Annotated in this window: 10 protein-coding genes and 1 tRNA gene; 6 read left to right on the forward strand and 5 right to left on the reverse strand. The window is 45.5% G+C overall.

Features of this window, described 5'->3' with window-relative positions; genetic code table 11:
* Positions 1-376: 376 nt before the first annotated feature.
* Together QUA01_RS00555 and QUA01_RS00560 are read right to left on the reverse strand one after the other, a co-directional pair.
* On the reverse strand, positions 377-835 hold the full coding sequence (locus QUA01_RS00555) for a GatB/YqeY domain-containing protein (RefSeq protein ID WP_333088588.1): 459 nt from the start codon (positions 833-835) through the stop codon (positions 377-379).
* A 110-nt stretch (positions 836-945) separates the two neighbouring features.
* Positions 946-1122, reverse strand: a complete 177-nt coding sequence (locus QUA01_RS00560) for a hypothetical protein (protein ID WP_333088590.1) — start codon at positions 1120-1122, stop codon at positions 946-948.
* A gap of 131 nt (positions 1123-1253) precedes the next feature.
* Between QUA01_RS00560 and QUA01_RS00565 the strand changes: the two genes are divergently transcribed.
* Together QUA01_RS00565 and QUA01_RS00570 are read left to right on the forward strand one after the other, a co-directional pair.
* Positions 1254-2246: a ribose-phosphate pyrophosphokinase gene (locus QUA01_RS00565; protein ID WP_333088591.1), complete on the forward strand. Its 993-nt coding sequence runs from the start codon at positions 1254-1256 to the stop codon at positions 2244-2246.
* A 396-nt stretch (positions 2247-2642) separates the two neighbouring features.
* Positions 2643-3923, forward strand: a complete 1281-nt coding sequence (locus tag QUA01_RS00570; RefSeq protein WP_333088592.1) for a DUF3747 domain-containing protein — start codon at positions 2643-2645, stop codon at positions 3921-3923.
* Positions 3924-4199: 276 nt separating this feature from the next.
* Here QUA01_RS00570 and QUA01_RS00575 read toward each other — a convergent pair whose 3' ends face one another.
* From QUA01_RS00575 to QUA01_RS00585, 3 genes are all read right to left on the reverse strand, one after another.
* Complete coding sequence (locus QUA01_RS00575; protein WP_333088594.1) at positions 4200-5111, reverse strand: hypothetical protein; 912 nt, start codon at positions 5109-5111, stop codon at positions 4200-4202.
* Positions 5089-9393, reverse strand: coding sequence for an AAA domain-containing protein (locus QUA01_RS00580; RefSeq protein ID WP_333088596.1), 4305 nt, complete (start codon positions 9391-9393; stop codon positions 5089-5091). The genes QUA01_RS00575 and QUA01_RS00580 overlap by 23 nt, the downstream gene beginning before the upstream one ends.
* A 342-nt stretch (positions 9394-9735) precedes the next feature.
* Positions 9736-9808: transfer RNA gene (locus QUA01_RS00585), tRNA-His, on the reverse strand.
* A 326-nt stretch (positions 9809-10134) separates the two neighbouring features.
* Here QUA01_RS00585 and QUA01_RS00590 point away from each other — a divergent pair.
* The 4 genes from QUA01_RS00590 to cobA all read left to right on the forward strand — a co-directional run bounded on the left by QUA01_RS00590 (position 10135) and on the right by cobA (position 13047).
* A complete protein-coding gene (locus QUA01_RS00590; protein WP_333088826.1) occupies positions 10135-10200 on the forward strand; it encodes a 4-Cys prefix domain-containing protein in 66 nt (21 codons plus the stop codon).
* Between the two features lie 402 nt (positions 10201-10602).
* On the forward strand, positions 10603-11286 hold the full coding sequence (locus QUA01_RS00595) for a manganese catalase family protein (RefSeq protein ID WP_333088598.1): 684 nt from the start codon (positions 10603-10605) through the stop codon (positions 11284-11286).
* Between the two features lie 199 nt (positions 11287-11485).
* Positions 11486-12226 (forward strand): sirohydrochlorin chelatase, encoded by a 741-nt coding sequence (locus QUA01_RS00600; protein WP_442921519.1) that lies wholly within the window; start codon positions 11486-11488, stop codon positions 12224-12226.
* Positions 12223-13047 carry a uroporphyrinogen-III C-methyltransferase gene (gene cobA, locus QUA01_RS00605; protein ID WP_333088599.1) on the forward strand — a complete coding sequence of 275 codons (825 nt, stop codon included), beginning with the start codon at positions 12223-12225 and terminating at the stop codon, positions 13045-13047. The genes QUA01_RS00600 and cobA overlap by 4 nt, the downstream gene beginning before the upstream one ends.
* The last annotated feature ends 68 nt before the right edge of the window (positions 13048-13115 follow it).

Here is a 13115-nt window from a genome sequence, read left to right on the forward strand (position 1 = left end):
TAGGGGCGATTCCCTAGGGGATAGCTTCGCTTAACGCAGCGGGATAATCCCCATACATTCTTTGTTCTGACTGCTGACTACTGAACTAAGGATCGAAAACTTAATAACTTAAACACCTCTTACAGTCCTCTCTTTTGTAAGTTGCCTTCCTCAAAGGAGGCTCTTCCTCGCCCCAGAAGCATTACCAGGCAGAGCGAAAGTAACGAGCAACCAACTACCAACTACCAACTACCAACTACCAACTGACTACTGACTACTACCAACTGCCAAATAAGAGGGCGGGCACGCACCATCCACCCCCCCTACCAACTGCCAACCGACTACTGACTACTGACTACTGACTACTGCCAACTGCCAACTGCCAACTGCCAACTGACTACTGACTAAGCTTTGCTTTCACCATGTCTTGAATTCTGTTACCGTCTGCTTTGCCCTTAAGCTGCTGCATAGCCTTGCCCATCACCTTTCCCATCTCTTTTGCAGAAGTAGCGCCCACCGAGGCAATCACTTCGTCAACCACTTGACTCACCTCTTCGTCTGACATCTGCGGCGGCAAATACTCTTCCACAATTACCAACTCCGCCTCTTCTTGTGCCACTAAGTCTTCGCGGCCGCCTTTGCGGTATTGTTCGATCGAATCCCGGCGCTGTTTGGCTATTTGCATCAAAATTTCCAATTCTTGAGCTTCTGTCAGCGTCTCTTGCCCGGAAGGACGCAAGCTGACTTCTTTTTCGAGAATAAATTTTTTGATGCCGCGCACTGTTTCCAAGCGAACTTTGTCCTTGGACTTCATGGCTGCTTTGATTTCTGCGTCAATCCGTTCTCTTAAGCTCATCGATTTCTACCTTGCTTTGCCCAATATCAAAAATCAGGAGTATGCTTCCGATTCTTAACTTTTTTTACAGTATTTTTCAAGTTTATTGTCTGTCGGTCGCATTTTTATCACTATTGAAGCCGGATGCTTTCGGCCTTTGACCCAATTTTGGGCGATCGCAACTTCCAGTCAGGGCGCGGACATTGACTGTCGCCAAAATTTTGAGACACCGGCGGGCTGGCGGGCGATCGCACTTCTGGCAGTACAGAACTTGGTAGAAACGCGGTTTCTTGGACGTAATTCTGCAACTCCTATTCAGTTCGCCTAAATTAACACTTGCGATCGCTCCGAAAGTTAAATCTATCAAAATAATGACTTAATATTTCGAGTTTAAGATGGTAAGATAGCGGTGGAATAAACGTCCTGCAAGAGGCCTGCTGTGATCCGTTCTGCTACTTTACCGCTTCCGCTTCCCGAGTCGCCGATTTCTGGCAACGACCGTCTGCGGCTGTTTTCCGGTTCCGCTAATATTCCCCTCGCCCAAGAGGTGGCTCGCTATCTGGGGATCGATTTGGGGCCGATGGTTCGCAAGCGGTTCGCGGATGGCGAACTCTACGTTCAAATTCAAGAATCGATTCGGGGTTGTGATGTTTACTTGATTCAGCCAACTTGCTGTCCGGTAAACGATCGCCTCATGGAATTATTAATCATGATCGATGCTTGTCGCCGCGCTTCTGCAAGACAAGTTACTGCCGTCATTCCCTACTACGGCTATGCTAGGGCAGACCGCAAAACGGCCGGCAGAGAGTCGATTACTGCAAAATTAGTGGCTAATTTGATTACTGAAGCAGGGGCCGGTCGCATTTTGGCAATGGATTTGCACTCGGCTCAGATTCAAGGTTATTTTGACATTCCTTTCGATCACGTTTACGGTTCGCCCGTGCTTTTGGATTATCTGGCGAGCAAGCAGTTGTCGGATATTGTTGTGGTTTCGCCGGATGTTGGCGGAGTCGCTAGGGCGAGAGCATTTGCCAAAAAGCTTGGCGATGCTCCCCTGGCAATTATTGACAAGCGCCGCCAAGCTCACAATGTGGCAGAAGTGATGAACCTGATCGGTGATGTCAGTGGCAAAACTGCTGTGTTGGTGGACGACATGATCGATACTGCCGGCACGATTTGTGAGGGTGCCAGATTGTTGCGCCGCGAGGGTGCGAGGCAGGTTTATGCTTGTGCTACTCATGCAGTATTTTCGCATCCGGCGATCGAGCGTTTGTCTAGCGGAGTCTTGGAAGAGGTAATTGTTACGAATACAATTCCTGTACCTGAAGAACACCGTTTTGAACAGTTAACGGTACTTTCGGTAGCGAATTTGCTGGGCGAAACTATTTGGCGGATTCACGAAGATAGTTCTGTTAGCAGTATGTTCCGGTAGGCATAAAAGGCCTTTATTTAATATTTATTTTAAGGTGCGTTAACCAGCGTGTAACGCACCATTTTTTTATAGGATCTCCCCTCACATCAATTCCGGTTGCACTCATACATGATGTTAACAGTTAACAGTGAATTTACTCTTCCGATGAAGAGAGAATTTGATATCACATCCTCTAAAAAAGGCTGACGAAATAAAATACTCTTGTCCCCCCGATAGTTGGGAGGCTAGGTTGGCTCAGATTTAATTTGCACGGTATTGAATTTTATTATATTTCTCCGACTCAGGGCGCATCAACGGAACAACAGATGGTAAAATTCTATCTTGTTGTCAGAAGACCGCGACCTTTTAATCTTCTAGGTATGTCTCATCAACACAAGGAGTAAAGAGGGAAAAACTATGAAACATTTACTGCTACGAACAGCAGCCGCACTGGCAGGTTCAGCAATTTTAACACTAGGCGCGATCGCCCCAGTCAAAGCATTTACTTTTGACGAAACCGAAATTAACCAAGAGCGAGTAGTTGCGATCGCCCAACCCCGCCCCTTCGGTGGCTATCAATTGCTAATTGTAGAACAAGTAACAGACAAACGGCAATGCTGGAGCGAAAACGGCTCTAATCCCGTCAGAATCGATCCCTTATTAGTTAATTTTGATTTCACCGGCATTTGCGGCCGCGCCACAGACAGCAACGGCTTTTCTATTCGCATGGGCGGCACCGATTTAGCATTAAAATACAGCCTAAGTTTGGAAAAAATTGATGGCAATGTTGTACTCATGGGAACTTCCCTAGATCCCAACGTTAAACCGATAATTATCGGCCGGACAAACGGTGATGTTAACGGCTTTATGAAAATCACCCTCGATCCGGGCTGGCGATTTAGTAAAAGAGCTTATCAAGGCAAAGTATTAGGTCATTTTTATTTCACAACCAGTCAAAACGCGCCGGGAGAAACTGGCAATACCGGAGGAAATAACGGCGGAAATACTGGCGGAAATACCGGAGGAAATACTGGTGGAAATACCGGAGGAAATACCGGAGGAAACACTGGCGGAAATACTGGCGGAAATACTGGATCTTCTACATTCGGAGATATTGCAACTGATATCTACGCTTCCGAAATTAAAGAAGCTGTCGCGCTGGGATTTGTAGCGGGCTTTGCTCAAGATAATACCTTTCGGCCCCAAATTGCTGTCACCAGAGAGCAATTAGTATCTTTAGTATTGGAATCCTTGAAAGGAATACAAGGTGCTAATATCGCATTTCCCAGCATAGTTGCTTCCCGTCCCTACAGCGATGTTGATAACTCACGCTGGAGTGCGGGAAAAATTCAATTTGCGCGAGACAATAAGATAGTCAGCGGTTACACAGATGGAACTTTTAAACCTACGCAGCCTGTGACTCGCGCTGAATTGATGGCGGTGATGCGAAGATCTGCAGAATTTGGTTTGTTGGCGCGGGGAATGCAGCCGAATTTATTGGCTAAACAGCAGCCTAAAACTTTTTCAGATACTCAGAATCATTGGGCTGCTGCGATTATCAATCAAATGTCTGGTTATTGTGGTGTAGCTTCTCCTCTTAACGAAATTGGGAATCGGTTTGCTCCCGATGATTCTGCAAAGCGGAATTACGGGGCGGCGGCTACTTTGCGGATGCTGAAATGCGTTAAGGCTCAGTAGAAATATCGTAGGGTGCGTCAGTTTAGCAATCTTAAGACTGATATCAAATCCTCTCTTTATCGGAATAGTAAATTCACTGTTGACTGTTAACTGTTGACTGTTGACTGTTGACTGTTGACATCATGAGGAGTGAACCGGAATTGATATGACGCACCTACAGGATAGAAAATACTGAAATCTAGGAATTAGTTAAATCGTGTTCGGTAGATTACTATAACAAAAACGGATTGCGCGTGTAGAATGCGAGTCCGCTCTTTTCTTGGGGACTCGCAACTTTTAGGGTTTCTTCTTTTTTCCTGCGGCTGTAGATGACTTTTTGCGAGTTTTTTGAACCGGGATTGTTCCTGACTCAGGCTGTGCAATTTCTTCCGTTGATTTGCACAATTCATTCAGCAATTTCTGCTGAGATTCGAGTTGGTTGAGAAAGTTTGATGCTGTTTCTAATATTTGCTTTCCCTGTCGGGCTTGAATGGTAGTTTTATTTTCTATTCCATCCAGCAACACAAAAATTGATACGGTTTGTAAAACATCTAAATCGTCGCCGATGACATCGCACTTGGAGACAATTTTGCCGTTTTCGGGGACGTGAATTCCTAGGCCGGATGCTTCGATTAACGGCTGGATTTCTGCTATGCTTAAATCGGCAAAGTCGGTAATTTGATGTTCCAGCGATACTAATTCTGCTAAATCTGGTAAATCGCTGGATTCTGCTGCTATAGCATCGAATTTGAAGGTGAGAGTTTGATTTAAAGGATCGGAAATCGCGTAAATTGATTGAACGTGCGATCGACTAACCATACCTTTTTCGCAAAAATCTTGACCTTGCGGGGCGATCCTCTTCGAGGGCTTCGCTAACGCAATTTTACCATTATCCGCCACCTCCAAAACCTCCAAACCAACCAAATTCGCCGCCGCAGTCTTCACAAAAACCAAATCCAACCCCAACAAATCCGCCAATTCCTGCAAAGTCGGCGCAGGATCGAACTCAACACCAGCCCGCAAAATAAACTCCTCCAACACGTTAAACTCGCGCGGTTCGCTAACAGTCACCTCCAGCGGAGTTTGGCGGATAGCAAACCTCAATTGACGCGCCGCCAACACCGACAAACCAGGATTTTGTTGCTCGATTTGTGCAGCTAGCGAACTTAAATTCGAGTCAATTGATTTAGCTGAGGACGCTAGAAACATCTACAAAACCTCCCCAGTGACGCACCGTTTTTGAAACTTCCTGATACATTTTTCCCACAGTACCTGTTTGTTGGGTAAATAAATCGTGACAGCCGACAACTACCAGCAATTCCTGGGCGCGAGAAAATGCCACATTCACCCGTTCCGGTTCCTTAGCAAATCCAATATCACCCCTAACATTATTGCACACCGTGCTGACAATAATTACAGGTCTTTCCATGCCTTGAAATATGTCAACCGTACCAGTGCGGATGCTCAAAGAAGGAAACTTTTCGGCTTCTATTCTATCTTTAATGGCGTTCAATTGTGCGCCGTAAAAAGTAATGATTCCGATTTCCTTCGGCGGTTCACCCTCTAATACTTTAGGCCGCCAAGCATTTTCCATCTGTTCGCACAAAAGCTCGATCGCATCAATCTCCTTGACATTCAGCCGCGAAGTACCCTGCTTCTCCTCCTCAAACCCTTGTCCCACAGGCGTTTTCACCCACAGGAGGTGATTGTTTTCTTGAATAATTTTACCTGCGAGATTGTGCGCGCGTCTCGTATCGGCTTCCAGAATCCCGCAGTTAAGTTTTTGTTGGTAAAACTGATTGATTGCGCCCATGATTTGCGGGTGCATTCGGTATTGAGTTGTCAGCATTTTCTTGATCCCGTCGCTAGCATTTTCAAACAATACTTTAAACAGCGATTCTTTGATAAAGCTAAGTTCATCTCCAGTGCAACCGATATCTTCGGCGATATCATCGATCGTACTTCGATCGAACATCGGCGGCAATTGCCTGTGATCGCCCACCAATACTAATTTTCTACCCTTCAAAGCTGGGATTAATAACTCTGGCGGAGTGCATTTGCTAACTTCATCAACTATGACTGCATCAAAGCTAGGAAAGTTTTTGCTAAAATCAAAACTCGCAGCTTGCACGCAGGTAATGCCGATGACGTTAGCATTGTCAATATAAATTTGCTTTAAATCGTTGCGGTCTTTTTCCGATGGATGGCGAAGTTTTTCGATCCAATCTGTAACAAAAATTTGAGAACGATTTAATGCTGTTTCTTCTCGTTCTAATTCCTTCTGAAAATTATTGAAAATACGCTTAATTTTGCGTAAAAAATCCACGGCAAATAATTCGACATTGGGAATTTCTGGTTTGTATTTTTCCGGGAAACTTTGCCATGCTGACTCCCACCAATTTCTCTCAATTATTAATTCGGCTGTTGGTTGCTGCTGTTGCAGTTTAGCCGTAATGTCGTTTAATTCTGCTTGAAGTTGTGCGAGTTGCTGCTGCAAACCGGCGCTGGTTGTTTGCAGCGGTAATAATTGCTCGTCAAGACGGCTTTTAATATTTTCCAAAATCCCGAAAGGATCTAAGTCAGCAATGGATTTTTCAAGCTGGATCGCGCTCAACTTCCAAGCATCAATTTGCTTGACAAAATGCTGCGGTTGCTCCCAAATATTAGACTTTTGCGCGAGATATTGTTCGGCTAAACTCCGCAATCTTTCAGGTACATTTGGCTGGGCGACAATTGCTTGCAACAAATTAGTAACTTCGCTAATTTTTAAATTCGCATCTTGCTGCGCTATTTCTACCTGATTTTGGGCGGCAGATATTTGCTGCTGATTCAATGTTTGACCGATTTTATCTAATAATTGTTGCTGTTTGATCAGTTGTTGTTCGGTTTCGGTTTTGAGGGGAATTATGCACTGGCGGGCGTTGGCGAGGATGCTGTGTAGCAATTCTTTGACTAGGCGATCGCAAGTTGTCTGGATTTGATTGGGCTGCAAGGATTCACTGTAAAGTTGTTGAATTTTACTGAATAAATTATTCGCTTTTTCTACGATAAATTTGCGCTGGCTGGGGCTGATTTGGGCGTAGCTGGCGAAGTCTTTGGCTAGTTGCTGCCATTGCGCCCGATCGCCCGCAGCGAGCACGAGGGGCGTTTGATTCAAATTTAGGTGCAAAAACTCGCTAAACCGGAATTGCTGCCCCTGAATGTCCTTAAAACCCGCGCTGGCTTCATGGGAAATTGCGTTTTGCAGTCTTTCCAAATCGGGCAAATTTACTTTAGTCTTAGGAGGGACGATCGGCAATTTGAGCGATCGGGCAATTTTCAGCAATCCCGCAGGCAATTCTACCATTTCATCAGTCAGCATCGCGTTAGTTTCGCAGCAAGATTGCACAACCTTATAAAGTGTTGCATCTGCTGTCTCAATCCACTCTGCAACGCTGACGACAACGGCGGCAATTTCCGTTTTTCGCAGTTCCAAATTCTTGATTTTCTGTTCGAGATTGTGGCGGTGCGTCTGATTTTGCAGATCGCCCAACTGTAGCTGATTCACCGCCTCCGACAACTGCCGCGACACCCGCAAAGACTCCGCAACCGCTGACATAGCGCGACAAACCTCATCAGCGCGATCGCCCGCCGCCTTAAATTCCGACATTTGCGCTGCTACAGTTTCCCGCAACCAAACCGCAATTCCAAACGCGCCGCACATAGGGCGATCCAAGCCAATTTGAATAGCATGATTAACACAAATTCGCACATTTGCCATAAAGTTTTCTACTAAAACATTACCTTCAGAATAAGATTTTAGTTTCGGCATAAACTCGGCAACTTCCGAAGATTCCCAGTTGATATCCGGTGTAGATAGCAGATTTGCTAAGCCATCAACCAAAAAATCAAGCTCGCTTTTAGCCGTTAAACTTAGTTCATAGACTGCTGTTTGCGCGGTCAACTTTTCCTCAATATCTGCCTTTCCGTCGTGAAGGTGCTTTAATTGCTTAAAAAAAACTTTTTCCGTGGCAAAGTAGGCATTAAATCGGTCAGAATCTGCCAGCAACTGCCGCAAAAATGTGATATTTATCTGGCGCTGCGAGAGCTTTTGTTCGCAATCAATCGCCGTATTTTGCAGCCAAGTGCCGATCGCATTTTCCTCCAAAAACGGCTGGCCTTCTTCCTGCACCTTATGAGCTTTTCCCTTCCGCAAAGCCCGAATCGCCGGATTGTGCACCAACCGACTCAAAGCATTATCAACGGCTAAATTTGCCTGGGAAGCAATTAGCGTTTTCCCGCCCTGACGAGCAATTTGATAGCAAATCTCCGCAATCACCGTCGTTTTTCCAGTTCCCGGCGGCCCTTGAATCAAAATTAAATCCCGCGCCGAAAGCACCATTTCTACGGCGGCGAGTTGGTCGTCGTTAGCATTTCGATTTAATAAATCTTCCCGATCCAATTTAATTAGTTTATCGGGAATTCTCGCCTGGGAAGAGTCGAATAAAAATTCGCTCAAATACGGATTTTGAGCGCGTCCGTCAGTCAGCATTTTTAAAGCTTTTTTCTTTCGATCGATCTGACTGATATCGCCTGCAGCTTCAAAATACAAAAATCCTTGTTTGGGAAGTTGATATCTGCCGCCAGCCATGCGATCGCCCAAATCCAAATCTAACTTAATCCGCAATTTACCGCGTTCAAACTCAATTTCAGCAATGCTACCCAAAGTTTCGCCATCGCGCGAACTTCTGCTTCCGGGCGGCGAATCAAATAAGATAATATCTTCATTTCTGGCTTGTTTTAGCCTTTCGCGAAAGTCGCCGATTTGTAAGGGATTTTCATCGTAGCCGTCAAGAGTTGCAGAATTGCGATCGATTTCAAAAGTTACGGTTTTTAAGCCAGAACCGTAGTTGTGGGCGCGGAAAGGTACGCAAAATTGACGCGCTTCGGCGATGCGTTTTTCTACATTTAAGAAAGTGTGCCAAACTTTTAATTGTTCGGTAGTCGGTATGTGTCTGTCGTCCCAAAATGGTATTTGTTGGATGCGGGCGATCGACTTTGCAGGAATTGGCGAGCGAGTTTGTGGCAAAAGTCGCAACTGCACCGGCAAAACATAGCCATCTTTTCTACCTCTGGGAACCGCCACCAAACCAGCATCTAGCAATTTCAAGCCGCCGATTCCGTCTTCTGTGCGTACTGTTGCTAACAATCGCAAAGTGCGATCGGCTTTTTGCAACAATTCTGGCAATTCAAAATTATCTCCATCCGTAGCAAGAATCAATTCCCAAATTTCTTCTTCAGAAAATCTCTCATTTACCTTTTGGCGGCGCACGTAGAAAAGACTGTGGGATGTGCCGGCTATTTCCGACATCAAAAGTTGGGCGCGTTCTCTGCATTCCCAATCGTAATATTTCGCTAAAGCGGCTTCTCCTTCTATATCCCGAATAAATTTATTAATTGTGCGATCGCCACTAAATTTATATCCCCAATCTTCTGCTACTAAAGATCGCATATTTTGATTTCTGATTTTTGATTGGAGATTTTAGATTAGCACATCGCAACTTATGCCGACACATTGGTGCCAACAACGAGCCTGAAAACCATGATAAATCTCGCTTTTCCCTTAGTCGAGATCCCCCTAAATCCCCCTGAATAAGAGGGACTTTGATGATGCTCTTGTCCCTTATTCAGGGGGGCTAGGGGGGATCGAGCCTAATCGTCAAAGAGCAGACCGACACTATTTTTAACGTTAAGCTGACATAAATGATGCCGGCAGAACCGCTAAATCCCAAAAAAAATGAGGCGTGCAGTGCACAACCTACAGCAATCTCATCAAAAAGTCTAGAATCAAAAGGGCGAATGATGGGAATTGAACCCACGAATGGTGGTACCACAAACCACTGCCTTAACCACTTGGCTACACTCGCCATAACTTTTCTAACTATAGCACTATATTCCCGAAAAAGTCTAGGGGTCAAGCAAAAAAATTTTGATTTTTTTTTCAGCGTCCCCGAACCCATCGCATCACTTGTGCCTCAAACGCCTTGCACAACAAGAGTTTAGCACAATTTCTCGTTTGGGCGATCGGCAAATATCCCGCACCCCAGCGCCTTAAAATAGACACACATCCCGAACTGCATCAGTTGTCAACCCTCCCTCTTCGCTCTTCCCTCTTCCTTTGCGCCCTTTGCGTCTTCGCGGTTCCTTAAAAAAAGTCTTCTTTGCAACCTAAAATCTAAAATCTAAAATCAATATGACTTACTGTCTCAATCCAGAATGTCAACAACCCGAAAATCCAACACCGCAAAACTTTGCTTAAACTGCGGCTCTAGCCTGTTGCTGAGACAGCGATATCGACAGATTCAACTTGTAGGGAAAGGTGGATTTTGCAAAACTTTAGTCAACAGTCAACAGTCAACAGTCAACAGTCAACAGTCAACAGTGAATTTACTATTCCGATGAAAAGAGGATTTGAGATCTGCCCAAAATTAACCGAGTGCGACAATAATCATGCTGCTAAATAGTAATTTTCATGGCTGCTAAGTAATGAAATTTTTTAATTTAAACTCTACCTGAAAGTAGAGAAATTTGTTCCGCTATATGTATCCAGCGACCGAGGTTGGAGGCGATCGCTTATCGCACAATGGATTCTGAGGATGAACACACCCAAAGTCGGCAATTTGACGACTTTAACAACCGAAACAAACCGAGGTACCGATCCATGTTTTTTCACAAAAAACAACTAATGTCTGCCGTAAAAGTAGACGAAGCAAACCCCCGCTTTGCTCAATTGCTCTTAGAACAGTTTGGCGGAGCCACCGGAGAATTGACAGCAGCTTTGCAATACTGGGTGCAGTCCTTTCACTGTGAAGATGCAGGGATTAAGGATATGCTTCAAGATATTGCAATCGAAGAATTTAGCCACTTAGAAATGGTTGGCAAAATGATAGAAATGCACACTAAAAATGTTGATCAAACAGAAGCTTACAAAAGCACTTTGTTTGCCGTGCGCGGTGTAGGCCCGCACTTGTTGGACAGCCAAGGTCAAGCTTGGAGTGGTGCTTATGTCAACGAAGGTGGCGATGTCGTGCGAGACTTGCGCGCTAATATCGGTGCGGAAGCCGGAGCGCGTCAAACTTACGAAGCATTGATTAAACTCGCACCTGATGCGGGAACGAAACAAACGCTGCAGTTTCTACTGACTCGCGAAATTTCTCACACTCAAATGTTCATGAAAGCTCTCGAATCGTTGGGCAAACTCACCGATCCGTTTTTCGGTAATATTGAGCCAGATTCGACTGTGGATCTATACTTTAATTTGTCTACAAATGGCAAGGACGAACGCGGTAATTGGAACTCTGAACCTACTTTTAAGTACATCGCAGATCCAGCTCCCAAAGGTTAATTTGAGAGTTGTGTAGGGTGCGCGCCGCGCACCTAGAGCGCTAAAAAGTGCGCGTCAAAGCATTGTTTTACCTTATTGGTGTATGTAGAGTGCGCGATTTGAGAGATGCCGACGAAATGTCGAGCAATTTTGAAGTCGCGCACCCTACGGTGTTATAATTATTATAAATTTTCTGTCGAACATTCACATCAAATCCATATTGAAATTGCGATCGACCTATTTATTAGTTTCTCACGGCAGCCGTGACCCCAGACCCCAACGGGCTTTGGAAAACCTCGGTCAACTGCTTTCTCAAAAATTAGCCGACTCGTTCCCCGCAGTAGCAACGGCTACCCTAGAACTCGGCCCCGCGCCGCTGCACGAACAAATTTGCAGTTTTGGCGAACGTACCCTGTCGCTGGGGCTGACACAATTGCAAATCCTGCCCGCATTTTTATTGCCGGGAGTTCACGTCGCCGAAGACATACCCGCAGAGGTAGAAACTGCCCAAAAAACTTTGGGTTCCCAACTAAAAATTGAATTGCGCCCGCATTTAGGTTCCCAGGAAGCTGGCTTAACACGCTTGCTAAAAAATCAGATGCAAGATGTGGCTTTTCTTCCCAATTTGCTATTGCCAAAATGGATTTTACTATCTCACGGCAGCCGCCGCCCCGGAGGTAACTCGACGGTGGAGAAAATCGCCAGCGAACTCGGTGCACTGACGGCTTATTGGTCGGTAAAGCCGAGTTTGGAAGCACAAATTGATAATTTGGTTCGCGGTGGACAGCAGCAAATAGGAATTGTGCCATACTTCTTATTTAATGGAGGAATTACAGATGCGATCGCCAAAAATGTCGCACAGCTAAAGCAGCAATTTCCGGCGGCAGAACTTCATCTGGCAAACCCTCTAGGCGCAAGTGCAGAATTAGCAGATTTAATTGGGAATTTAATTCAAAAATGAACGGCAGAGGCACGGAAGAGGTAAAGGAAGACAGAAAAATGTCTTTAGGTAAAGTGTATTTAGTAGGTGCCGGGCCAGGAGATCCGGGTTTGATGACCTTGAAGGGAAAGGCTCTGTTAGAGTGTGCGGATGTGGTGATTTACGACGCTTTAGTCAGCCCTCAAATTTTGGCAGCCATCAATCCCGAAGCAGTACGAATTGATGCTGGAAAACGCAAAGGCCGCCACTCGTTAATGCAGGACGAAACAACCGATCTATTGATAGAAAAAGCTCAAAATAATGCGATCGTAGTTCGTCTTAAAGGCGGCGATCCTTTTATTTTCGGGCGCGGCGGCGAAGAAATGCAAGAGTTGGTAAAAGCTGGAGTTGCGGTGGAAGTTGTACCAGGTGTAACTTCCGGGATTGCGGCTGCGGCTTATGCGGGAATTCCTCTGACACACCGATCGTACAGTTCGTCAGTCACTTTTGTCACCGGCCACGAATCAGCGGGAAAATATCGGCCGGAGGTAAATTGGCAGGCGATCGCCCGCGGCTCCGAAACCATTGTAGTATACATGGGAATCCACAATTTGCCTTACATTATCGACCAGTTAACAGCAGCCGAATTGAGCGCAGAAACGCCCGTAGCATTAGTGCGCTGGGGAACGCGGCCGGAACAAGAAGAATTGATCGGAACTTTGGGTACAATTGTAGAGCAAGTTGAGGTTACTGGATTTTCAGCACCTGCGATCGCGGTAATTGGAAATGTAGTTAATTTGCACTCTATTTTGTCTGGATGTCGCCCTGTTTCTCGGACTCAGGACTCGATCATCGCGGGCTAGAAACCCGGTTTCTAGGAAATATTTGCTGTCCCCCAATCAAAAATATACGAATCAACAACCCAGTTTCT

The organism is Microcoleus sp. S36a_B3 (assembly GCF_036700745.1).
GTDB lineage: Bacteria > Cyanobacteriota > Cyanobacteriia > Cyanobacteriales > Microcoleaceae > Microcoleus.

Coding starts and splice junctions, on each gene's coding strand:
- QUA01_RS00555 (WP_333088588.1), bottom strand. CDS start 835: ATGAGCTTAAGAGAACGGATTGACGCAGAAATCAAAGCAGCCATGAAG.
- cobA (WP_333088599.1), top strand. CDS start 12,223: ATGAACGGCAGAGGCACGGAAGAGGTAAAGGAAGACAGAAAAATGTCT.
- QUA01_RS00595 (WP_333088598.1), top strand. CDS start 10,603: ATGTTTTTTCACAAAAAACAACTAATGTCTGCCGTAAAAGTAGACGAA.
- QUA01_RS00580 (WP_333088596.1), bottom strand. CDS start 9,393: ATGCGATCTTTAGTAGCAGAAGATTGGGGATATAAATTTAGTGGCGAT.
- QUA01_RS00575 (WP_333088594.1), bottom strand. CDS start 5,111: ATGTTTCTAGCGTCCTCAGCTAAATCAATTGACTCGAATTTAAGTTCG.
- QUA01_RS00570 (WP_333088592.1), top strand. CDS start 2,643: ATGAAACATTTACTGCTACGAACAGCAGCCGCACTGGCAGGTTCAGCA.